This window comes from Phenylobacterium zucineum HLK1, assembly GCF_000017265.1.
Classification (GTDB): domain Bacteria; phylum Pseudomonadota; class Alphaproteobacteria; order Caulobacterales; family Caulobacteraceae; genus Phenylobacterium; species Phenylobacterium zucineum.
Window position 1 is genome coordinate 870,687 of sequence record NC_011144.1, and the last position, 21,176, is coordinate 891,862.

21 protein-coding genes are annotated in these 21,176 nt (G+C 72.2%); 15 read left to right on the plus strand and 6 right to left on the minus strand.

What is annotated here, in order from left to right; all coding sequences use genetic code 11:
- The first annotated feature begins 132 nt into the window (after window positions 1-132).
- Complete coding sequence (flgK, locus tag PHZ_RS04300; protein ID WP_012521352.1) at window positions 133-2,235, plus strand: flagellar hook-associated protein FlgK; 2,103 nt, start codon at window positions 133-135, stop codon at window positions 2,233-2,235.
- Between the two features lie 11 nt (window positions 2,236-2,246).
- Window positions 2,247-3,179 carry a flagellin gene (locus PHZ_RS04305; RefSeq protein ID WP_012521353.1) on the plus strand — a complete coding sequence of 311 codons (933 nt, stop codon included), beginning with the start codon at window positions 2,247-2,249 and terminating at the stop codon, window positions 3,177-3,179.
- A gap of 3 nt (window positions 3,180-3,182) precedes the next feature.
- Here the strand turns inward: PHZ_RS04305 and PHZ_RS04310 are convergent, their stop codons facing one another.
- Window positions 3,183-3,380 carry a hypothetical protein gene (locus tag PHZ_RS04310; RefSeq protein ID WP_041373152.1) on the minus strand — a complete coding sequence of 66 codons (198 nt, stop codon included), beginning with the start codon at window positions 3,378-3,380 and terminating at the stop codon, window positions 3,183-3,185.
- 204 nt (window positions 3,381-3,584) lie between these two features.
- Here PHZ_RS04310 and mnmA point away from each other — a divergent pair, with 204 nt between their 5' ends.
- Both mnmA and PHZ_RS04320 read left to right on the plus strand, forming a co-directional pair.
- Complete coding sequence (gene mnmA, locus PHZ_RS04315) at window positions 3,585-4,778, plus strand: tRNA 2-thiouridine(34) synthase MnmA (protein WP_049758132.1); 1,194 nt, start codon at window positions 3,585-3,587, stop codon at window positions 4,776-4,778.
- A gap of 205 nt (window positions 4,779-4,983) precedes the next feature.
- The gene (locus PHZ_RS04320; protein ID WP_012521355.1) at window positions 4,984-6,174 is read left to right on the plus strand and encodes an acetyl-CoA C-acyltransferase; all 1,191 of its coding nucleotides are present in this window, start codon (window positions 4,984-4,986) and stop codon (window positions 6,172-6,174) included.
- A 151-nt stretch (window positions 6,175-6,325) separates the two neighbouring features.
- Here the strand turns inward: PHZ_RS04320 and PHZ_RS04325 are convergent, their stop codons facing one another.
- Entirely contained in the window at window positions 6,326-6,895 is a 570-nt protein-coding gene (locus tag PHZ_RS04325; RefSeq protein WP_012521356.1) for a DUF3617 domain-containing protein, read from the minus strand.
- Between the two features lie 86 nt (window positions 6,896-6,981).
- On the opposite strand from PHZ_RS04325, the gene PHZ_RS04330 reads away from it, so the two are divergent.
- From PHZ_RS04330 to PHZ_RS22990, 5 genes are all read left to right on the plus strand, one after another.
- Window positions 6,982-7,248, plus strand: a complete 267-nt coding sequence (locus tag PHZ_RS04330; protein WP_012521357.1) for a GNAT family N-acetyltransferase — start codon at window positions 6,982-6,984, stop codon at window positions 7,246-7,248.
- Window positions 7,249-7,387: 139 nt separating this feature from the next.
- Window positions 7,388-9,631: an excinuclease ABC subunit UvrB gene (gene uvrB / locus PHZ_RS04335; RefSeq protein ID WP_012521358.1), complete on the plus strand. Its 2,244-nt coding sequence runs from the start codon at window positions 7,388-7,390 to the stop codon at window positions 9,629-9,631.
- Window positions 9,632-9,905: 274 nt separating this feature from the next.
- On the plus strand, window positions 9,906-10,199 hold the full coding sequence (locus PHZ_RS04340) for a hypothetical protein (protein ID WP_041373154.1): 294 nt from the start codon (window positions 9,906-9,908) through the stop codon (window positions 10,197-10,199).
- Window positions 10,200-10,725: 526 nt separating this feature from the next.
- Window positions 10,726-11,523, plus strand: a complete 798-nt coding sequence (locus PHZ_RS04345) for a peptidylprolyl isomerase (RefSeq protein WP_049758133.1) — start codon at window positions 10,726-10,728, stop codon at window positions 11,521-11,523.
- 80 nt (window positions 11,524-11,603) lie between these two features.
- Complete coding sequence (locus PHZ_RS22990) at window positions 11,604-11,777, plus strand: hypothetical protein (protein ID WP_183280986.1); 174 nt, start codon at window positions 11,604-11,606, stop codon at window positions 11,775-11,777.
- Window positions 11,778-11,834: 57 nt separating this feature from the next.
- Here PHZ_RS22990 and PHZ_RS22995 read toward each other — a convergent pair whose 3' ends face one another.
- Window positions 11,835-11,981 (minus strand): hypothetical protein, encoded by a 147-nt coding sequence (locus PHZ_RS22995; RefSeq protein ID WP_183280987.1) that lies wholly within the window; start codon window positions 11,979-11,981, stop codon window positions 11,835-11,837.
- A 116-nt stretch (window positions 11,982-12,097) separates the two neighbouring features.
- Between PHZ_RS22995 and PHZ_RS04355 the strand changes: the two genes are divergently transcribed.
- Window positions 12,098-12,790: a Crp/Fnr family transcriptional regulator gene (locus PHZ_RS04355; protein WP_012521360.1), complete on the plus strand. Its 693-nt coding sequence runs from the start codon at window positions 12,098-12,100 to the stop codon at window positions 12,788-12,790.
- 67 nt (window positions 12,791-12,857) lie between these two features.
- Window positions 12,858-14,120 carry a dicarboxylate/amino acid:cation symporter gene (locus tag PHZ_RS04360; protein WP_012521361.1) on the plus strand — a complete coding sequence of 421 codons (1,263 nt, stop codon included), beginning with the start codon at window positions 12,858-12,860 and terminating at the stop codon, window positions 14,118-14,120.
- Here PHZ_RS04360 and PHZ_RS04365 read toward each other — a convergent pair.
- Genes PHZ_RS04365 through PHZ_RS04375 form a run of 3 tightly spaced genes read right to left on the minus strand, consistent with a single transcriptional unit; the run spans window position 14,117 to window position 18,654 of the window.
- Entirely contained in the window at window positions 14,117-14,377 is a 261-nt protein-coding gene (locus tag PHZ_RS04365; protein ID WP_012521362.1) for a DUF1294 domain-containing protein, read from the minus strand. The two genes, PHZ_RS04360 and PHZ_RS04365, sit on opposite strands and share 4 nt — an antisense overlap.
- A 17-nt stretch (window positions 14,378-14,394) precedes the next feature.
- Complete coding sequence (locus tag PHZ_RS04370; protein WP_012521363.1) at window positions 14,395-15,015, minus strand: hypothetical protein; 621 nt, start codon at window positions 15,013-15,015, stop codon at window positions 14,395-14,397.
- A 42-nt stretch (window positions 15,016-15,057) separates the two neighbouring features.
- Window positions 15,058-18,654, minus strand: a complete 3,597-nt coding sequence (locus PHZ_RS04375; RefSeq protein ID WP_012521364.1) for a hydantoinase B/oxoprolinase family protein — start codon at window positions 18,652-18,654, stop codon at window positions 15,058-15,060.
- Between the two features lie 63 nt (window positions 18,655-18,717).
- On the opposite strand from PHZ_RS04375, the gene PHZ_RS04380 reads away from it, so the two are divergent.
- From PHZ_RS04380 to PHZ_RS04395, 4 genes are all read left to right on the plus strand, one after another.
- Window positions 18,718-19,413 (plus strand): molecular chaperone DjiA, encoded by a 696-nt coding sequence (locus tag PHZ_RS04380; RefSeq protein ID WP_012521365.1) that lies wholly within the window; start codon window positions 18,718-18,720, stop codon window positions 19,411-19,413.
- A 103-nt stretch (window positions 19,414-19,516) separates the two neighbouring features.
- Window positions 19,517-19,804 carry a hypothetical protein gene (locus tag PHZ_RS04385; protein ID WP_236611871.1) on the plus strand — a complete coding sequence of 96 codons (288 nt, stop codon included), beginning with the start codon at window positions 19,517-19,519 and terminating at the stop codon, window positions 19,802-19,804.
- A gap of 114 nt (window positions 19,805-19,918) precedes the next feature.
- The gene (locus tag PHZ_RS04390; RefSeq protein WP_012521367.1) at window positions 19,919-20,617 is read left to right on the plus strand and encodes a PepSY-associated TM helix domain-containing protein; all 699 of its coding nucleotides are present in this window, start codon (window positions 19,919-19,921) and stop codon (window positions 20,615-20,617) included.
- A 9-nt stretch (window positions 20,618-20,626) separates the two neighbouring features.
- Window positions 20,627-21,151, plus strand: a complete 525-nt coding sequence (locus PHZ_RS04395; protein ID WP_012521368.1) for a DUF2271 domain-containing protein — start codon at window positions 20,627-20,629, stop codon at window positions 21,149-21,151.
- Window positions 21,152-21,176 lie beyond the last annotated feature (25 nt).

The following is a 21,176-nucleotide window of genomic DNA, read 5'->3' on the forward strand; positions in this document are numbered from 1 at the left end:
GTTCACCCGGACCCCGAAGGGCCACTGTTGAAATTGTTGAGGTTTTCCCGGCGCCTCACGCGCGCGTTCACTCTGATCCCGGCAGAATTGGCCGGGTCGAGGGTGAGCCTTTGCCGGGCGGAGCGTTAAGCGATGTCGCTGAACGTCACCCTCCAGACCGCCGCCTCGGGGCTCAACGCCGCCCAGGCGTCCCTGCGCGCGGTCTCGGACAACATCGCCAACGTCAACACCCCGGGCTACGTCCGCAAGGCCGTGGTGCAGCAGCCCCTGGTGGTCGACGGCGTCGGCATGGGCGTCCGCGTCCAGGGCATGAAGCGGATCACCGACGACTATCTCCAGTCGGCGAGCCTGACCGCCGCGTCGGACTCCAGCCGCTGGGCGGCGGTGGCGCAGTATCTGGACAACGCCCAGAGCCTGTTCGGCGACCCCTCCAGCCCCGGCTTCTTCTTCAGCCGGCTGGACGAGATCTACGGCGCGTTCGCGACGGCGGCGGACGATCCGTCCTCGAGCCTGCTGCGCAGCCAGTCGATCGCCAATATCCAGGACTTCCTGGCCGAGGCCGACCGGATCAACAGCCAGCTCAGCGAACTGGGCGGAACCGTCGAGACCCGGATCACGGCCGACATCGACCGCGCCAACGACCTGCTCGCCCAGGTCGACCGGCTGAACGCCGAGATCAGCCGGGCGAAGATGGTCAACGCCGACGCCTCCGGTTCGGAGAACATCCAGAGCCAGCTCCTCGACGAGCTCTCCAGCCTGATGAACGTGCGCGTCGCGCGGCGGGCGGAAGGCGGCGTGACGGTGCGCTCCACCGAGGGCGTGCTGCTGGCCGGCGAGGGCGGCTCGGCGACCCTCAGCTACGTGCGCTCGGATTCCACACCCGGCTACATCAGCGCCAAGCCCTCGGGCGGCGGGACGGACGCCCAGCCGATCCAGATCGCGAGCGGGGAGATCCGCGGCCTGATGGACCTGCGCGACCAGGAGCTGCCCAAGCTGCAGGACCAGCTCGGCGAGTTCCTGACGCGGGCCGTCGACCAGCTCAACGCGGCCCACAACGCCTCCGTCGCCTATCCGGCGCCGAGCACCCTTACCGGGCGCAACACGGGGCTGGATCTGCCGACCGCCGTCGGCGGCTTCTCGGGCGCGACGACCCTCGCCGTCATGGACGCCAATGGCGTGCTCGTGCGCCGGGTGGACGTGGACTTCACCGCCGGCACGATGAGCGCCAACGGCGGCCCGGCCGTGGCCTTCACGCCCGGGACCTTCCTCGCCACCCTGAACACCCAGCTCGGCGGCCAGGCGACGGCCTCCTTCACCGGCGGGACGCTTTCGATCGCGGGCGCGGGCGCCAACACCCTGGCGGTGGACGAGGGCACGTCCCAGAAGGCCGGCCGCGGCTTCTCGCACTTCTTCGGCCTGAACGACCTCGTCCGGTCGAACGGCTTCACCAACTACGACACGGGCCTGCGCCCGACCGACCCGCACGGCTTCACCGCGGGCGATCCCATCACCCTGCGGCTCTCCAGTCCCGACGGGCTGCCCCTGCGCGACATCACCATCCCGGTGCCCGCCGGGACCCAGATGAGCGACCTGGTCAACGCCCTGAACAGCAGCGCCACGGGCGTGGGCCTCTACGGCAGCTTCAGCCTGGACGCGCAGGGGGCGCTGACCTTCCAGGGCGCGCCGCCGACCAACGCCCAGGTCTCGGTCGTCACCGACAACACCCAGCGCGGCGCGGGCGGCCCCTCGATCAGCCAGCTCTTCGGCCTGGGCGCGGTGGAGCGCTCCAACCGCGCCGGCCGGTTCCAGGTCGACGGGACGCTGGACGCCGATCCCACCCGCCTCGCGCTCGGCAAGCTGGACTTCTCGGGCGGCTTCACCCTGCCGGCCATCCGGCCCGGCGACGGGCGCGGGGCCCTGGCGCTGTCCCAGGCGGGAGACGTGGCCACGCGCTTCCAGGCCGCCGGCTCGCTGGGCCAGGTCAACATGACCGTCTCGCGCTACGCCTCGGAGTTCGGGGGCTCGATCGGCCGCAACGCCGCCTCCGCCGAGACCCGCAAGGAGAGCGCCGCGGCCGTGCTGAACGAGGCCACCGCCCGCCGCCAGTCGGTCGAAGGCGTCAACCTCGACGAGGAGCTGGTGAACATGACCACCTATCAGCAGGCCTTCAACGCCTCGGCGCGCATGGTGCAGGCCGCCAAGGACCTCTTCGACGTCCTGCTCGGAATGGTGTGAGGAGACCCTAGATGGTGACCCGCGTCTCGACCCCCGGAAACTACGCCGCCGTGCTGGCCAACCTGCTGGGCGCCCAGCAGCGCCAGATGCAGGCCGGCGAGAAGGTCTCGACCCAGAAGAACGGCACGGACCTGAAGGACTACGCGCGCGACGCCGAGATGCTGACCGCGATGCGCTCCCTCAAGGCTCGGATCGAGGTCTATCAGGAGCAGAACACCTTCATCGCCGAGCGGCTGTCGACCCAGGATACGGCGCTGAACCGCATCGCCGACGCCGCCCAGGGCGTGCGCCAGGCCATCGCCGAGGCCATCGCCTCGGGCCGCGTGGACACGCTGATGGAGGACCTGGAGGCCCAGTTCCGCAACGCCGCCGAGGGGATGAACGCCCGCTACGGGGGCAAGTACCTGTTCGCCGGCGGCCAGGTGGACACCCGGCCGATGACCGCCACGGCGTTGTCGGATCTCACCTCGGGCCCGCCGATCGCCAACTGGTTCAAGAACGACAGCTTCCTGACGTCGGCCAAGGTGGACGAGGCGACGACCGTCTCCACCGGCATCCTCGCCGACGACGTGGGCACGGACATGCTGGCCGCCTTCCAGACGATCCAGGCGTTCCACGAGGGCGGCTCGGGTCCGTTCACCGGCGCCATGACCGACGCCCAGCGCACCTTCCTGGAGGGCCAGCTCGCCACCTGGGACGGCGTGCGCGAGGACGTGACCAACGTCGCGGCGCGGAACGGCATGATCCAGAAGCGGGTCGAGACGGTGCGAGAGGACCTCAAGACCCGCGACAACGCCCTGGCCGGCATGATGGGCGACATCACCGACGCCGACATGGCCGAGGCGGTGGCCCAGCTGCAGCAGGCCCAGCTCTCCGTCCAGGCCGCCGCCCACGTCTTCACGACGCTGCAGGAAAGCTCGCTGCTGTCGATCCTGCGGCCGTAGGGCTCAGGCGGTCCGGCCCAGCTCCAGGCAGCCGCCGAGGCGCGCGACCAGCCGCTCGCCATGCCAGACCTCGGCGGCGTAGCGGCCGGTCAGCACCTCCTCCGCCCGCTCGAGCGCGGCGCGGTCGGTCGGGAACTGGCCTTCGATCTCGTCGGCGATGCGGTCCTGTCGGTTCAGGACATAGATGCGGTAGGAACTCATGGCTCATCCCCCGATGAAAGTCGGATGAGGCGGGAGCTCGGGTCTCGGGTCTCTCGTCGCCGGCGCCTCTTCGAACTTGCCGACGATGCCCGTAGTCTACAGCACTTCCATGACGGCCGGGCGATCACGAATCCGAGTGTCAGAATCCGACGCAGATCCAGGCCGCCCTCGAAAAGCGAAGGCCCAGCCGCTACATAGGCGCCCATGAGCGTCTGCAGCGTTCCCGTCACGATCAACGCCGAGCGTCTGTCCGACGGCCTCGTCGAGGCCGCGCGGGCGGCCGTGGGCCTGCCGGCCGGCACGCGGATCGTCGCGGCCATGTCCGGCGGGGTGGACTCCACCGTCACCGCCGCGCTGCTGGCGCGGGCCGGCTACGACGTGGTGGGCGTGACCCTGCAGCTCTACGACCACGGCGCGGCGGTCCAGAAGAAGGGCGCCTGCTGCGCCGGCCAGGACATCCACGACGCCCGCACGGCCGCCGAGGGCATCGGCATCCCGCACTACGTCCTGGACTACGAGAGCCGCTTCAAGCAGCAGGTCATCGAGGACTTCGCCGACGCCTACCTGCGCGGCGAGACGCCGATCCCCTGCATCCGCTGCAACCAGACGGTCAAGTTCCGCGACCTGCTGGACGTGGCCCGCGACCTGGGCGCCCAGGCCATGGCCACCGGCCACTACGTCCGCCGCGAGGCGGGCGCGGAGGGACCCGAACTGCACCGCGCCGCCGACCCGGCGCGCGACCAGTCCTACTTCCTGTTCGCCACCACGGCCGAGCAGCTGGACTACCTGCGCTTCCCGCTGGGGGCGATGCCGAAGCCGGCCGTGCGCGCCGCCGCCGCCGAGCTGGGGCTGGCCGTCGCCGACAAGCCGGACAGCCAGGACATCTGCTTCGTGCCGGAAGGCCGCTACACGACCATCATCGACCGCCTGCGCCCGCAGGGCGCGGAGCCGGGCGACATCGTGCACCTCGACGGCCGGGTGCTCGGCCGGCACGAGGGCGTCACCCGCTACACCATCGGCCAGCGCCGGGGGCTGAACGTCGCCGTCGGCGATCCGCTGTTCGTCGTCCGCATCGACGCCGACGCGCGCCAGGTGGTCGTCGGCCCGCGCGAGGCGCTGCTGACCCGGGCCCTCGGCCTGAAGGAGACCAACTGGATCGGCGGCGGCCCCTCCATCGAGGCGGCGTGCGAGGCCGGCCGGCCGGTGCTGGCCCGCGTCCGCTCGACCCGCGAGCCGGTCCCGGGCCGCCTCTCCCTGGTGGACGGCGTCCCCGGCGTGGTCTTCGACAACCCCGAGGAAGGCGTCGCCCCCGGCCAGGCCTGCGTCCTCTACGCCCCCGAATCCCCCACCCGCGTCCTCGGCGGCGGCTTCATCGCCGGCACGGTGCGCGACGCCTGACGGCGAAGCCGTCCTTCGACACCAAGGTCACGAAGCGCACGAAGACCACCAAGAGGGGCCCCCTTCGTGTCCTTGGTGATCTTTGTGGTCTTGGTGTTCAGATACGGAGCCGCCGCTGGCGCGGCGTCTCCGGCGGTCTTCTTGATCGTTGCGCCGTCCGCAACGTGACCTTCTGTTTCACCGGCCGCTGAATTATATCGGCGGCATGACCCAAGCCTCCGATCCCGTCGTCATCGCGTCGTACGCCCGCACGCCCATGGGCGGCTTCCAGGGCGTGCTGTCCGCCGCCAAGGCCACCGAGCTCGGCGCCGCCGCCGTCAGGGCCGCCGTCGAGCGCGCCGGGGCCCAGCCGGACCAGATCGAGCAGATCGTCATGGGCTGCGTCCTGCCCGCGGGCCTCGGCCAGGCGCCGGCGCGCCAGGCCGCCCTCGGCGCGGGCCTGCCCAAGTCGGTCGAGGCGACCACGGTCAACAAGATGTGCGGTTCGGGCATGCAGGCCGCGATCCTGGCGCACGACGCCCTCGCCGCCGGCTCGGCGGACGTGATCGTCGCGGGCGGTATGGAGAGCATGACGAACGCCCCGTACCTGATGCTGAAGCACCGCGCCGGCGCCCGCATCGGCCACGACACCATGTACGACCACATGTACCTCGACGGGCTGGAGGACGCCTACGAACCCGGCCGGCTGATGGGCTCCTTCGCCGAGGAGACGGCGAAGCAGTACCAGTTCACCCGCGAGGCCATGGACGAGTACGCGATCGGCTCGCTCAAGCGCGCCAAGGCGGCCACGGAGTCCGGCGCCTTCGCGAAGGAGATCGTCCCGGTCCAGGTCACCGACCGCAAGGGGACGGCCACCGTCGAGCATGACGAGCAGCCGCTGAAGGCCGACCCGGCCAAGATCCCGACCCTGAAGCCGGCCTTCGCCAGGGACGGCGCCATCACGGCGGCCAACGCCAGCTCGATCTCGGACGGCGCCGCGGCCCTCGTCATGACCCGCGAGAGCGTGGCGAAGGCGCTTGGCCTGAAGGTCGTCGCGCGCATCGCCGGCCACGGCGCCCACGCCCACGAGCCGGGCCTGTTCACCACCGCCCCGGTCCCCGCCATGCAGAAGGCGCTGAAGCGCGCCGGCTGGAGCGTGGACGACGTCGACCTGTTCGAGGTCAACGAGGCCTTCGCCGTCGTCGCCATGATCGCCGAGCGCGAGCTGGGCATCGACCGCGACAAGCTCAACGTCAACGGCGGCGCCTGCGCCCTCGGCCACCCGATCGGCGCCTCGGGCGCCCGCATCCTCGCCACCCTGCTGGCCGCCTTGGAAGCGCGCGGCGGCAAGCGCGGCCTCGCCTCCCTCTGCATCGGCGGCGGCGAAGCCACCGCGATGGCGGTGGAGCTGGCCTGAGCCGACCCCCTCCTCCCCCGTCGGGGGAGGGGGACCGCGAAGCGGTGGAGGGGGCCTAGCCCCATCCGCCGAGCCGCCGGCAAGCCCCCACCACCATGCTGCGCATGGTCCCCCTCCCCCGACGGGGGAGGAGGGGCGGACTTGGATCCCGTTACCCCGCCGCGTTCATGTTGATGGTCATGCCGCCGGGGAGCTGCATGTCGCCGGGGGCCATGCCGGCTGGGCAGGGGCCTTCCCAGGCGGCGGTCAGGGTCATCTCGTGGCGGCCGTTCATCTGCGGAGCCTGGGCGCCGGTGGTCTCGGTGACCGCCTTGACCTCGTAGCGGCTGGCGAAGTCGCCCGTGGCCGTTCCCGAGGTCGTCGCCTTGCCGCCCGAGCCCATGTCGCAGACGCTCTCGAACCGCCAGCCGCCGGCGATCGGCGTCACCACGTTCTTCTCGCAGCGGTCCTGGTCCACCGTCTGGCCGTAGACCGCCATCCGTCGGTCGGTGGCCTCGTCGAAGCAGATCTTCATCGTCTGGCTCATGCCGGCAGTGGTCACCGTCTGGCTCCAGAGGCCGGGCTTGCGGGCCGGCGGCGCGGCGGCGCCGGGGGCGGGCAGGGCGGCCGAGGGCGCCTGGGCGGCGGGCGCCTCGGCGGTCTCGGTCTTCTTCTGGCAGGCGGCCAGGACGAGCGGGGACAGGGCGGCCAGGGACAGGGACAGGACCAGCGTTCGGCGCATCTTGCATCTCCTCCGTGGAGCCCGGACCTTAGTCCGGGAGCCATCCGCCGCGCGAGCGGGTTTCAGCCCCGAAGGAGGAGCACCACATGGCCGAGCTGCGCGACACCGGCGACCGCTACGAGATGGATGAGCAGGGCCACACGTCCTACGCCGACTACCGCCTGAAGGACGGGACCCTCTACATCGACTACGTGTTCGCCCCGCCGCCCCTACGCGGCACCGGGGCCTCGGGCCGCCTGATGCAGGCCATCGGCGCCCGCGCCCGCGACGCGGGGGTGAGGATCGTCCCCATCTGCGGCTACGCCGCCGCTTGGCTGAATCGCAGCCCGGACTACCGCGACCTGCTGGCCTAGCCCCCCATCCCGTTCCGTTCCCACGCCAGTGGGAAGGGTGGGAAGGGTGGGCGGCGCCCCCCACCCTCCTGCCATGCCATGTCAGCAGGCCTGTGCGTTAGGGTGGCGGAGAGACCCTGCAGAGCCTACCTTTCGCCCCATGCCCCGCACAGCAGCCCCGGCCGGCGTCTCGGACATGTCCGCGGCGTTCGACTACGACGAGAACACCATGCCGCTGCTCTGGAAGCCGCACCGTCCGGAGCGGCCGGAGAAGAGCGAGGGCGGCCGCCGGTTCAAGCTCGTCTCCGATTACCAGCCGGCCGGCGACCAGCCGCAGGCGATCCGCGAGCTCGTCGAGGGCCTGGAGGGCCGCGAGCACGACCAGGTCCTGCTCGGTGTCACCGGCTCGGGCAAGACCTTCACCATGGCCAAGGTGATCGAGGAGACGCAGCGCCCGGCGCTGATCCTCGCCCCCAATAAGACCCTCGCCGCCCAGCTCTATTCCGAGTTCAGGAGCTTCTTCCCCGAGAACGCGGTCGAGTTCTTCGTCTCGTACTACGACTACTACCAGCCCGAGGCCTACGTGCCCCGGACCGACACCTACATCGAGAAGGACAGCTCGATTAACGAGCAGATCGACCGGATGCGCCACTCGGCCACCCGCGCGATCCTGGAGCGCGACGACGTCATCGTCGTGGCCTCGGTCTCCTGCATCTACGGCATCGGCTCGGTCGAGACCTACTCGGCCATGACCTTCCAGCTGAAGCCCGGCGACCGGGTGGACGAGAAGAAGCTGATGGGGGACCTCGTGGCCCTCCAGTACAAGCGCAACGACCAGGCGTTCGAGCGCGGCACGTTCCGCCGCCGCGGCGACACCATCGAGATCTTCCCGGCCCACTACGAGGATCGCGCCTGGCGCATCAGCCTCTTCGGCGACGAGGTCGAGGCGATCGTCGAGTTCGACCCGCTGACCGGCAAGAAGACCGCCGAACTGCAGGGCGTGAAGATCTACGCCAACAGCCACTACGTGACGCCCAGGCCGACGCTCCGCCAGGCCATCAACCAGATCAAGGTCGAGCTGAAGGAGCGTCTCGACTGGCTTGTCGCCAACGGCAAGCTGCTGGAGGCCCAGCGCCTCGAACAGCGCACCACCTTCGACCTGGAGATGATCGAGGCCACCGGCTCCTGCGCCGGCATCGAGAACTACTCCCGCTACCTCACCGGCCGCCGGCCCGGCGAGCCGCCGCCGACGTTCTTCGAGTACATCCCCGACAACGCCCTGCTGTTCGTGGACGAGAGCCACCAGACGGTGCCGCAGATCGGCGCCATGTACCGGGGCGACTACCGCCGCAAGTGGACCCTGGCCGAGTTCGGCTTCCGCCTGCCTTCCTGCATCGACAACCGCCCGCTCAAGTTCGAGGAGTGGGACGCCATGCGGCCGGACACCGTCCACGTCTCGGCCACCCCCGGCCCGTGGGAGATGGAGAAGACCGGCGGCGTCTTCGCCGAGCAGGTGATCCGCCCCACCGGCCTGATCGACCCGCCGGTGGAGGTGCGCCCGGTCAGCAAGGACGGCTTCTCCCAGGTGGACGACGTGATCGACGAGGTGCGCCAGACGGCGGCCCGCGGCTACCGCAGCCTGATCACCGTCCTGACCAAGAAGATGGCCGAGGACCTGACGGAGTTCATGCACGAGCAGGGCCTGCGGGTCCGCTACATGCACTCCGACGTGGACACCCTGGAGCGCATCGAGATCATCCGCGACCTGCGGCTCGGCGCCTTCGACATCCTGGTGGGCATCAACCTGCTGCGCGAGGGCCTCGACATCCCCGAGTGCGGCCTCGTGGCCATCCTCGACGCCGACAAGGAGGGCTTCCTCCGCTCGGAGACCTCCCTGATCCAGACCATCGGCCGCGCCGCGCGGAACGTGGACGGCCGGGTCATCCTCTACGCCGACAGCGTCACCGGCTCCATGGAACGCGCCATGGCCGAGACCCAGCGCCGGCGCGAGAAGCAGATGGCCTACAACCTCGAGCACGGCATCACGCCCGAGAGCGTGAAGAGCCAGATCAAGGACATCCTCGCCAGCCCCTACGAGAAGGACCGCGTCACCGTCCCCGTCGGCGTGGCCGAGGACGGCAAGCCGTTCCTGGGCGACAACTTCAAGACCACCCTGCGCGACCTCGAGAACCGCATGAAGGAGGCGGCCGCCAACCTCGAATTCGAGGAAGCCGCCCGCCTGCGCGACGAGATCAAGCGCCTCAAGCTCCTCGACCTCGAGTTCGCCGCCGACGCCCTCGCCGGCGAAGGCGAGAGCGGCGACAAGGAAGCCGTCAAACGCGTGCGCGCCGAAGCGCGCGCCGAAAAGCAGGAACAGTTCAGGAAAGGGCGAGGCCGGCGGTAGGCGCCAGTCCGCCCCATGGCGGGAGAGGGGACAGGCCACGTCCTGCCCGCCTCCGCTGTGACGTTAGTCACACCCCTTAACTACACACCGTGGCCACAAATCCCCACCTAGCCCGGTAACAGGCTTAACTGGCGCCGTTCATGCGGCTGACAGGGAACCTGTGCTGTCTCAGGACGTAACTTTGGGGCAGCAAGGCGAGGAAGGCCTTCCAGCGGACCGTCGTGGGACGCGGGCCCTCCCGAGACCTTGGGTTGGGGATTTGAGGTACTTGAGAATGTCACCGTCTCTCAGCGTGGTCGCCGACAACGACCTGAAAGTCAGTCCCAGCGTTCCGAAGGCCGAGACCGTCGCCCAGCGCGTGCGGCGCCTCCAGCAGGAGGCCAAGCAGCTCGCCAAGGACCACATCAAGGCGCTGTCCGCCCAGCTCGTCGAGGTGGAGCAGATGGCCGCCGAGATCGCCGAGGGCGGCGAGGCCTACCCGCCCGGCGTACGCGACCTGGCCCGCCGCCTGGTCGAGGACATGGACAGCCGCGTCCAGACCCTGGAAGCGATCGTCGCCCGGACCTGAGCCCGGGCGGGGGTCCTTTCAAGACCCCAGTCATACCGGCCGCGAGGGGGCCGGTGGCGGGGCGGGGACATCCCGGGCGTTATGGCCCCTCCGTGCGAGGAGGCCGCCGGACGCAGCCGGCCGTTAACTGCGCTCCTCAAGCTTACCGACATCGCCGCTCCATCCGCCGCGCGCCCGTTCGTGTGTGAGCCGCCGTGCGCGTGAGCCGCCGCGCGCGCCGCCCCTCCTCCCCCGTCGGGGGAGGGGGACCGCGAAGCGGTGGAGGGGGCTTGCCCCATCCGCTGCGCCCGCCGGCCAGCCCCGCCCCCGTGCCCCGCCCCCGTGCCTCGCCCGGTGCCCCGCCGGGGAGGGGCCGCGAGAAATTTGGCGCGCACGACGCCTCGTGGTATTCAGAACAAAACCGGTACGGCGGCTCTTTTCCATTGTGGATCAATCGCCTCGGCCCCCGCGCGATGCGCGCGAAAGGGGTTGAGACGTCGCCGGGCGCTGCACCATTCTGGCGCCCGGATTGAGGGGGGAGACGCGGATGCTTCGGACGCTGGGCGTGGCGATCGCGGCGGTGGGACTGATGGGCGCGGGCGACTGGCGCGACCTCGACCCCGAGACTGCGCTGGTCATCGAGACCACCAAGGGGCGGGTCGTGGTGGAGATGGCCCCCGCCATGGCGCCCCAGGCGGTGGCGCGAGTGAAGACCCTGGCGCGCGAGGGCGTCTACGACGGCCTGCAGTTCCACCGGGTGATCGACGGCTTCGTCGCCCAGACCGGCAACCCGAACAACCGCGACGGCGGGACCTCGGCCCATCCCGACCTGCCGCCGGAGTTCCAGTTCCGCATTCCCGCCGAGGCCGCCACGATCGTGGTCGAGCGCAGCGACGGGATCGAGGGCCTCGTGGGCGCCGTCCCCTTCGCCGGCGTGCGGCTGCCGGACGGGCGGATCCGCGGCTGGGGCGCCTACTGCCCGGGCGTGGCCGGCATGGGCCGGCAGGCCGATCCCGGGACCGCCAACTCCGAGATCTTCTTCATGCGCGCCCCGGCCCGGCGGCTGGACCACGAATACACGGTCTGGGGCCGGGTGGTGCAGGGCCAGGAGGCGGTGCTGACGGTCGCCGTTGGCGAGCCGCCGAAGGTCCCCGACCTGATGCTGAAGGTGCGCGTCGCCGCCGACCTGCCGCCGGCCGAGCGGCCGAGGCTGCAGGCGCTGGACCCGGCCGGCCCCGCCTTCGCCGCGCGCCTGGCGGCCCTGAAGCGGGAGAAGGGCGCGGCGTTCACCGTCTGCGACGTGGACGTCCCGATCCGGGAGGCGCCGGCGCCTGCGGCGCCCTGACGCGGGCCTGCGACCTTCCGTCCTGTTGTTGCGGCGCAGCAATCCCCATACCGGGCGCTCAGGTTTCCGGAGCGTCGGCGTTGAAGTTCGAAGTCGTGGAAAGCGCCGGCGAGTGGATCGTCCGCCGCGAGGGCGAGGAGATCGCCCGCTTCGCCGGCCAGGACGAGGCCCTGAGCCACGTGGCCGACCGCCTGCGCGAGGCCGACCCCGCCGAGGGCGCCTCCCTTGCCATGCGCTACCAGCGGCGCGCCTAAGCCGATCCCGCCACGCACCCCGTCCTCCCCCAATGGGGGAGGAGGCGGGAGAAGCGCCTAGGCCTGCCGCACCTGGCCGCGGGCCTGCGCGGCGGCGGCCATGAGACGGCGGGCGGATTCCTCGGCGGCATCGGGCGTCATGGAGAGCGCCACGGCCTTGGGACCGAGGATCACCACCTCGCCCTCCACCGGAACGGCCGTCATCGGTTCGCTGTAGGCTGACTTGGATTCATGCATCTCGTGGACCTGCCCGGCACAACCGGGCGACGGGGCAGGCTGTTCCCCGGTGAACGCCGCTCGCCGCAGGGCGTTGTGGTCGGGTGAGCCGCATCAACCACTTCCTGGACAGCCTCGACGCGCGCGACCTGGCCGCCATCGAACCGGCCCTGGAGCGCCTGTCGCTGCGCCAGAACGACGTGCTGACCGAGCCGGACCAGCCGGTGTCGCACGTCTACCTGCCGATCGACTGCATCCTCTCGGTCGTGGTGCTGATGCGCGACGGCGGCCAGGTGGAGAGCCGCACGCTGGGCCGGGAGGGCGGCTACGGCCTCCTGCACAGCCTCGGCTCGCGGATCGCCTTCGAGCGGATGATCGTGCAGGTGAGCGGCGACTGCTGGCGCGTGCCCACCGCGACGCTGCAGGCGGCGGCCGCGAACAGCCCGGCACTCACCCGGGCCATCGTCCAGCACGGGCAGGCCAGCCTGCTGCAGGCGGCGCGCTCGACGGCCTGCAACGCCCTGCACCCGGCCGAGAAGCGGCTGTGCCGGTGGCTGCTGCTGACCCAGGACCGGCTGGATTCCGACGTCCTGCCGCTGACCCAGGAGCACCTGGCGATCATGCTGGGCGTGCAGCGCACCACGGTGACGGGCGTGGCCATGCAGCTCCAGGCCCGCGGCGTCATCTCGTACTCGCGGGGGCGCATCCGCGTCCTCGACCGGGAGGGGATCGAGGCCTGCGCCTGCGAGTGCTACGGCGCCATCCAGGAGACCACCCGCCGGATCCTGCAGGGCTGAGCCCGGCTCGGCTCTTGCGGCGCAGGCCCGTTGCGGGCCAGATCGCGCCTCTTCCGGAGGGCTGTGGTTGCGCATCTTCAAATCCCTGAGCGTCCGCGTGCTGATCGGCCTCGTCCTGGGACTGGCGATCGGCGCGGCGGGCGCGGCGTACGGCGGGGCGGGCGTGGCCCGGGTCATCGAGTCGGTCGAGGCGTTCGGCGGGCTGTGGCTGAACGCCCTGCGGATGACCGTCATCCCGCTGATCTTCGCCGTCCTGGTCACCGGCATCGCCCAGGTCTCCGACGCGGCGGCCACGGGCAAGCTCGCCGCCCGCGCCGTGGGCTGGTTCGCCGGCCTCTTGCTGCTCGCCTGCGCCTTCAGCCTGGTGTTCGTTCACGGCGTCCTGGCGCTCTGGCCGGTCAGCGCCGAGGGCGCGGCGGCCCTGCGCGCCGGCGCCCAGGCCGTGCCCGCCGAGGCGGCGACGCCGGACTTCGTCGCCTGGGTGAAGAGCCTTGCGCCCTCCAACCCGGTGAAGGCCGCCGCCGAGGACGCCGTCCTGCCGCTGGTGGTGTTCGCCATCTTCACCGGATTTGCGCTCACCCGCCTGCCTGCCGAGCGCGGCCGCACCGTGATCGAGGTGTTCCAGACGCTCGGCGAGGCGATGATCATCATCGTGCGCTGGGTGCTGTGGGCCGGGCCGGTCGGCGTCTTCTGCCTGGCGCTGGGCGTGGGCCTGCGGGCCGGCGTCGGCGCGGCCGGCGTGCTCGGCCACTACATCGCCGTGGCCTCCCTGGCCGGGGCGGGGATCAGCGTCGTGGCCTACATCCTGGCGGTGACCATCGGGCGGGTGCCGCTGGGCCGCTGGGCGCGGGCGACGGGGCCGGTGCTGGCCACCGCCTTCGCCACCCAGTCCTCGCTGGCCTGCCTGCCGGCGATGATCGAACGGACCCGCGACGACCTGGGCGTGCCCCAGCGGATCGCCGGCCTCGTCCTGCCGCTGGCGGTGGCGGTGTTCCGCTTCACGAGCCCGGTGGTGAACCTGGCCGTGGCGATCTTCGTGGCCCACGTCTACGGCATCCAGCCCTCGGCCCTGCAGTACGCCGGGGCGGTACTGGTGGCCCTGGCGGTCAGCGTCGGCTCGGTCGGCCTGCCGGGGCAGGTCTCGTTCATCATCAGCGTGGCGCCGATCTGCCTGGCGCTGGGCCTGCCGATCGAACTGCTGCCGATCCTGCTGGCGGTGGAGGTCGTGCCCGACATCTTCCGCACCGTCGGCAACGTCACCGGCGACATGGCGGTGACCGCCATCCTCGCCCGCAACGAGGAGAAGCCGCCCGAGCCCGAGGGCGCCTAGCCCGCGACGGCGATCCAGAGCGCCGCGGCGGCCTGGGCCGCGGCCACCGACCACAGGAGGCTGCGGAACGGCTCCTTGCGGGTCTTGTGGCGCAGGATCTGCTGGGCCGCGATCGCGCCGGGCGAGCCGCCGATGGCGGCCAGCAGCAGCAGGGTCGTCTCGGGCGTGCGCCGCTCGCCGCGCACCGCGGCGCGCTTGTCGGCGGCGAAGGCGGCGAAGGCGGCCAGGCTGGCCCCGGCGATCCAGGCGAGAAGCATGGTGCGGGGCCGCCGGCCTAGCCGGCGGTCGGCGGCTCGGTCGCTTCGGCGGGTTGGGCTTCGGCCGGTGCGGCGTCGGCCTCGGGAGCCGGTTCGTCCGCGGCCGGGGCGCCCTCGACGGTGTTCACCCGGAAGGCCGAGCCCATCAGGGCGGCGCGCTGCTCCAGCGTCTTGGCCGTGGTCTCGCACTTGGCCGGCAGGGCCCAGCTCATCCACTCCTGGGCCTTGCGCGCCTTGGTGACGTCGGGCCCGGCGGTCCACACGGAGCGGCCGCGCTTCACCGCCTCGGCGCCGGCGGCGTTGATCGGGCGGGGCGAGGCCTTCTCGGCGGCGGTCAGGGCGGACTGGAACAGCGTCAGCTTCTGGCGGCCGTCCTTCTGCATGTCGGCGTAGACCTTCAGATCGGCCTCCAGGCTCGTGCCGGGACGGCGGAACTGCTTCTCGATGCGGGTGACCTCGGGCATCACCTCGTCGTGCAGGTCGAGGTAGCCGCGCAGGGCCCCGTAGCACCAGGCGACGAACTGATAGTCCTCGCGCGGCGCGCCGGTGGGCCAGCGCTCCTCCGGCTGCGGGGCCGGCGCAGCGGCGGCGGGTTCGGCCTGGGCGAAGAGGGCGAGGGCGATGGCAAGCGGCGTCATGCGGAACCTTGTGCTCGGGAATCTTGTCAGCTTCGCGCCGGACTATCGAGGAGGGCCGTAGCCCCCGCCCCCCGGGGTCTCGATCTCGATCGCGTCGCCAAGCTCCACCGTAACGGAGAAGCAGCCGGGAAGTTCACTAGCCTCGCCCGATGCGCGGATCAAACGCTGCCGGCCGGGCAGGCCGGGCGACCCGCCCGCCAGGCCCTGCGGGGCGTGCTCGCGGCGGGAGGAGAGCAGGGCCGTCTCCATGGGCGCCAGGAAGCGGACGCGCCGGACCGCCCCGTCGCCGCCGCGCCGCGCCCCGGCCCCGCCCGAGCCGTGGCGGACGCCGAAATGCTCCACCCGCACCGGGAAGCGCCGCTCCAGGATCTCGGGATCGGTCAGGCGCGAGTTGGTCATGTGGGTGTGGACCGCGTCCGCGCCGTCGGCCGCCGCGGTCGCGCCGGCCCCGCCGCAGATGGTCTCGTAGTACTGCCGGGTCTCGTCGCCGAAGGTGAAGTTGTTCATCGACCCCTGCGCGTTGGCCATGACGCCGAGGGCGGCGTAGAGCGCGTCCACCACGTGCTGGCTGGTCTCGACGTTGCCGGCCACCACGGCCGCAGGCGGGCGCGGGTCCAGCATCGAGCCCTCGCGGGTCAGGATCCTCAGCGGCCTCAGGCACCCGGCGTTCAGCGGGATGTCGTCGTCCACCAGGGTGCGGAACACGTAGAGCGCGGCCGCGTCCACGATCGCCGAGGGGGCGTTGAAGTTGCTGGGAAGCTGGTCGGCGCTCTCCCGGAAGTCCAGCACCGCCTCGCGCGCGGCGGGATCGACGGTGGTTCGCACCACCACCCGCCCGCCGCCGTCCATCGGCGCCTCCGCGGCGCCGTCCCTCAGCCGGCCGATCGCCCGGCGAACCGCCTCGGCGGCGTTCTCCTGCACGAAGCCCATGTAACGGGCGACGGCCTCAGGGCCATGGGTGCGGATCATCTCGGCGACCGCGGCGGCCCCCGCCTGGCAGGCGGCGACCTGGGCCTTCAGGTCGGCGAGGTTGCGGTCCGGGGCCCTCGCCGGGAAGCGGCCGGCCGTCAGAGCCGCCCGGACCTCGGCGTCGAGGAACCGCCCGCCGCGCATGATCGGCAGGGCGTCCAGCAGCACGCCCTCGTCCTCGATGGTCTTCGAGAAGGGCGGCATCGAGCCGGGCTGCACTCCGCCCACGTCGGCATGGTGGCCCCTGGCGGCGACGTAGAACGAGGCCGCCGCGTCGCGCTCGGCCATGAACACCGGCATGACGACGGTAATGTCCGGCAGGTGCGTGCCGCCGGCGTAGGGGTTGTTGAGCGCGAAGGCCTCGCCGGGCTTCAGGTCGGGATGGCGGTCGCGCACCGCCCGCACCGAGGCGCCCATCGAGCCCAGGTGCACCGGCATGTGCGGCGCGTTGGCCACCAGGCCCCCGTCGGCGTCGAACAGGGCGCAGGAGAAGTCCAGCCGCTCCTTGATGTTCACCGATTGCGCCGTGCGCTCCAGGGCCGCGCCCATGGCCTCGGCCACGCCCATGAAGCGGCGGTTGAACAGCTCGAGGGTCACCGGATCGGGCCGGTCCAGCGCGATGGCCTGCGCCGCCCCGGCCGAGGTGCGGACGAGCCGGACCAGCCCGTCCGTCTCGGCCCTGGCCCGCCAGCCGGGCAGGACCGCGATCTGGGTGTCGGGCCGGACGATCAGCGCCGGGCCCTCCGCCTCCGCCAGCGCCTCGGCCGCGATCACCGGCGCATCATGCCAGGCGCCCTGGGCGTACAGGCGAACCTTCTCCCCTTGCGGGAGAAGGCGCCCGCCGGCGACGGCCGGATGAGCGTGGGCCGGTTGGGAGGCTTCCCGGCGGGGCGCGCGCGGCCCCTCGTCACTTTGCGCCTCGGCCTCCACCGCCGCGATCAGGATGGTCCGCTGCGGCTCCACGAAACCGAACAGGCGCTGGTGGGCCGCCTCGAACTCGGCCCGGAGGTCCTTGGGCGCATCGCCCGGCGAGACCGGCAGCTCGGCGTCGGCGCCGTCGTAGCGCAGGCGCAGGGTGCGGCGCACGGCGCCGGCCTCGGCGCCCTGCTCGGCCAGCGCGCGCCGCGCCTGCGCCTCCACCCCATCCAGCAGGGCTTCGGCGCGGGCGAGCCCCGCGGCGTCCAGGGTCGCCTCCAGGCCGGCCTGGCGCAGCGCCGTGACCTGCGCCTGGCCGATGCCCCACGCCGACAGAACGCTGCCGTACCGCGGGCACAGCACCTCGGCGACGCCCAGGGCCTCGGCCGTCTGGCAGGCGACCTGGCCGGCGGCCCCGCCGAACGCCACCAGCGCGTGCGACCGCGGGTCGAAGCCGCGCTCGGTGGAGATGCGCCGGATGGCCTGGGCCATCTGTTCGACGGCGACGGCGACGAAGCCCTCGGCGGCCGCCTCGAGACTTTCGGCGCCCATGGCCTGCGCCAGGTCGGCCAGCCGCGCCCGGCTCGCCTCAGGGTCCAGCGGCGCATCGCCCGCTCGGCCGAACACGCTGGGGAAGAAGCGCGGGTCGAGCCGGCCCAGCGCCAGGTTCGCGTCGGTCACCGCCGCCGGCCCGCCGCGGCCGTAGCAGGCGGGGCCGGGGTCGGCCCCCGCGCTGGCCGGGCCCGCCCGGGCGCGCATGCCGTCGAACGCCAGCACCGAGCCGCCGCCCGCCGCCACCGTCTCCACGTCCAGCATCGGCGCGCGCAGCCTGGCCCCGGCCACCCTGGCGGTGTCGCGCCGCTCCAGCGCCCCGGCGAACCGGCACACGTCGGTCGAGGTGCCGCCCATGTCGAAGCCCAGCACCGCCTCGGCGCCGGCGGCGTCCGCGGTGCGGGCGACGCCCACCACCCCGCCGGCCGGGCCGGAGACCACGGCGTCGCGGCCGCGGAACGCTTCGGCCCGGACGAGGCCCCCGGCCGAGGTCATGAAGTAGAGCGGCGCGCCCTCCACGGCCTCGGCGACCCGCCGGACATAGGCCTGCAGGACGGGGGTCAGGTAGGCGTCGGCCACGGTCGTCTCGGCGCGCGGGACGAAGCGGGGCAAGGGCGAGACCTCGTGGCTCAGGGCCACGAACTCGAAGCCGGCCGCACGGGCGATCTCGCCCGCCGCCCGCTCGTGCTCGGGATTGAGGTCGGCGTGCAGGAAGGCGATGGCGGCCGAGGTGAAACCCTCGGCGACCGCGGCCGCGAGCTGCGCGCGCAGGGCCTCGGCGTCCAGCGGCCGCACCACGACGCCGTCGGCGCCCAGCCGCTCGTCGGCCTCCACGACGCCGGCGTAGAGCGGCGCGGGCTTCTCGATCGTCAGGGCGAACAGCTCGGGCCGCGCCTGGTCGCCGATGGCCAGGGCGTCGGCGAAGCCGCGGGTGGTGACGAGCAGGGTCTTCGCGCCCCGCCGCTCCAGGAGGGCGTTGGTGGCGACCGTCGTGCCCATCTTGATCGCCTCGACGCGGTGGGCGGGGAAGGGCGCTCCCGGCGCGGCGCCCAGGATCCGGCGCATCCCTTCGACCGCCGAGTCCGTATAGGCGGGGGAGGCCGACAGTAGTTTCAGCGAGGTCTCCGCCCCGTCGTCGGCGCGGCCGATGACGTCGGTGAAAGTCCCGCCGCGGTCGATCCAGAAACTGAAGCGCCTGTCCAAAACTTAACCTCGGCCCGTCATTGTCATGGCCCCGCCATAGTCCTAAGGCTTCCGCTTAGTCACATGAGCTTCTGGCGCAAGATAGCTGGGCTCGCCGTCCGCAGGATCGACGAGGCGGAGTGCGACCAGTGCCCGCCCGGGTTGCCCGGCGAAGACCCCGCGTTTTCGACGGCCGTGACCGCGCTTGGGGCCAAGCTCGCCAAGGCCGACGGCGAGGCCCACGCCGACGAGTTCGACGTCTTCGCCACCGTCTTCCAGTCCGAACCCGGCAGCGAGGGCAATGTCCGGCGACTCTACCAGCTCGCCCGCCAGACCACACGCGGCTTCGAGAGCTACGCCCGCCGGCTGAGGAAGCGCTACGGCGCCTGCCCGCAGCTGCTCGAGGACGTCCTGGACGGCCTGTTCCATATCGCCGCCTCGGACGGGGCGGTCACCGGCGACGAACTCGCCTATCTGGAGCGGGTCTGCGAGCTGTTCGGCCTCTCGCCGCTCACATTTCGGCGATTGAAGGCCACTCACCTGGGGGCGGCCAACGACGATCCCTATGTGATCCTGGGCGTCGCCCCCGACGCCTCGGACGAGGCGATCCGCGCCGCCTGGAAGGCCCAGCTTTCCGAGGCGCACCCCGACCGCGCGAGGGCGCGCGGGCTGCCCAGCGAGTTCGTCGAGGTCGCCGAGGCCAAGGCCGCGGCGATCAACGCGGCCTACGACCAGATCTTGCGCGAGCGCAAGGCGATGCGGCTCGAAGGCGCGGCATGATGGCTTCGCAGGCCCTGTTAAGCCTTTCCGAAGGTTGACGCCGAGAACCTGCGGGCTGAGATAGAGAGTTACAGGCCCTCTAGGGCTGTTGAGGAACGTCATGGTGAACCAATTCGCCGCCCGTAACGGATCCGCCCTGCGCAGCCTCGCCGCCGTCGGCGCGACGCTCGCCACGGCCGCCGCGGTGATCGTGGGCGCCGTCCTGGCCGTCTTCGCGGCGGCCACGGTGGCGGTGATCGCGGTGATGACCTCGGCCCTCCTGGCCTTCGCCGGCCTCGCGCTGCGGGCCCGCCGGGCGCGCGCGCGCCGGACCGCCGGCGACGGCGTGATCGAGGCCCGCCATCTGGGCGGCCACCACTGGGTCGCCTACGGCTGGAACGAGCGCCGCTGAGGCGCGGCCGCGCCGCTTCCCCCTCCGGAATCTGAGATCCCGCGGGCCTGAAGCCTTGCCAAGCGGCTTGGGCGTGATAATGCGAGGCGTTCGCAACTCACCTCGCAGCCGCCGTTGAACGTCGTCACACCTCCCCAGCCCGCCGACGCCGCCCAGGACGCCCCCCAGGCCGCGGCCGCCGCCGAGAAGGCTCGCGCCAAGCGCCGGGCTCAGAAGCGCGCCGCCTTTCTGCGCCAGGTGGTCCAGTGGCATTGGATCAGCGCGGCGGTGTGCCTGGTGGGCATGCTGCTGTTCGCCGTGACCGGCATCACCCTCAACCACGCCGCCGACATCAGGGCCGAGCCGAAGACGGTCACCCGCGAGGGCGACCTGCCGACGGGGCTGCTGTCCGCTCTGCAGGCGGCGGAGGCGGGCGGCGGCGAGCTGCCCGCCGAGGTCCGCCGCTGGCTCTCGGACGAGATGAAGGTCAAGGCGCCGGCCGGTCCCGTCGAGTGGTCGGCGGGCGAGGCCTATGTGGCGCTGCCGGGCCCGGGCTCGGACGGCTGGGTGACGCTGGAGACCCAGACGGGCGCGGTGGCCTACGAGCACACCGACCGCGGCTGGATCGCCTACCTCAACGACCTGCACAAGGGCCGCAACACCGGGACCGCCTGGGCCTGGTTCATCGACATCTTCGCCGTGGCCTCGATCGTCTTCTCGATCACCGGCCTGCTGCTGCTGCAGCTCCACGCCCACGCCCGCAAGTCGACGTGGCCGCTGGTGGGCCTGGGCCTGGTGATCCCCGTCCTACTGGCCCTGTTCCTGATCCACTGAGGAGTGCGCATGCGCGTCAAGCGTCCGACCCTGTTCGCCGCCGCCGCCGGAGCCGCCGCGGTCCCGGCCGCGGCGAACGCCGCCGAGCTGGCTGTCAGCGTCGAGATCCCCAAGCTGGCGGTGGCCGAGTACCACCGCCCCTATGTGGCCCTCTGGATCGAGGGGCCGGACCAGGTCGCGGTGAAGACCCTGGCCGTCTGGTACGACGTCAAGCTCAAGAACCGCGAAGGGACGACCTGGCTGAAGGACATGCGCACCTGGTGGCGCAAGGCCGGGCGCAGCCTCGCCCTGCCGGCCGACGGCGTCAGCGGTCCGACCAAGGCCCCGGGCAAACACCAGGTTGTGTTCGGCGCGCGTGAGATGGCGGGCGTCAAGCCCGGCCAGTACGTCCTGGCCGTCGAGGCCGCGCGCGAGGTGGGCGGCCGCGAGGTCGTCCGCGTGCCCTTCACCTGGCCGCCGAAGGGCGCCGCCCGGCCCGCCTCGGCCTCCGGCGCGTCCGAGCTGGGCGCCGTCACCGTCACCGCCAAGCCCTGATGCGCAGCTCCCTCAGGAGAAACCG

Bases quoted from the DNA above. Each gene is read 5' to 3' on its own strand.
- flgK (WP_012521352.1), top strand. From the start codon at position 133: ATGTCGCTGAACGTCACCCTCCAGACCGCCGCCTCGGGGCTCAACGCC.
- PHZ_RS04305 (WP_012521353.1), top strand. From the start codon at position 2,247: ATGGTGACCCGCGTCTCGACCCCCGGAAACTACGCCGCCGTGCTGGCC.
- PHZ_RS04310 (WP_041373152.1), bottom strand. From the start codon at position 3,380: ATGAGTTCCTACCGCATCTATGTCCTGAACCGACAGGACCGCATCGCC.
- mnmA (WP_049758132.1), top strand. From the start codon at position 3,585: ATGAGCGTCTGCAGCGTTCCCGTCACGATCAACGCCGAGCGTCTGTCC.
- PHZ_RS04320 (WP_012521355.1), top strand. From the start codon at position 4,984: ATGACCCAAGCCTCCGATCCCGTCGTCATCGCGTCGTACGCCCGCACG.
- PHZ_RS04325 (WP_012521356.1), bottom strand. From the start codon at position 6,895: ATGCGCCGAACGCTGGTCCTGTCCCTGTCCCTGGCCGCCCTGTCCCCG.
- PHZ_RS04330 (WP_012521357.1), top strand. From the start codon at position 6,982: ATGGCCGAGCTGCGCGACACCGGCGACCGCTACGAGATGGATGAGCAG.
- uvrB (WP_012521358.1), top strand. From the start codon at position 7,388: ATGCCCCGCACAGCAGCCCCGGCCGGCGTCTCGGACATGTCCGCGGCG.
- PHZ_RS04340 (WP_041373154.1), top strand. From the start codon at position 9,906: ATGTCACCGTCTCTCAGCGTGGTCGCCGACAACGACCTGAAAGTCAGT.
- PHZ_RS04345 (WP_049758133.1), top strand. From the start codon at position 10,726: ATGCTTCGGACGCTGGGCGTGGCGATCGCGGCGGTGGGACTGATGGGC.
- PHZ_RS22995 (WP_183280987.1), bottom strand. From the start codon at position 11,981: ATGACGGCCGTTCCGGTGGAGGGCGAGGTGGTGATCCTCGGTCCCAAG.
- PHZ_RS04365 (WP_012521362.1), bottom strand. From the start codon at position 14,377: ATGCTTCTCGCCTGGATCGCCGGGGCCAGCCTGGCCGCCTTCGCCGCC.
- PHZ_RS04370 (WP_012521363.1), bottom strand. From the start codon at position 15,015: ATGACGCCGCTTGCCATCGCCCTCGCCCTCTTCGCCCAGGCCGAACCC.
- PHZ_RS04380 (WP_012521365.1), top strand. From the start codon at position 18,718: ATGAGCTTCTGGCGCAAGATAGCTGGGCTCGCCGTCCGCAGGATCGAC.
- PHZ_RS04395 (WP_012521368.1), top strand. From the start codon at position 20,627: ATGCGCGTCAAGCGTCCGACCCTGTTCGCCGCCGCCGCCGGAGCCGCC.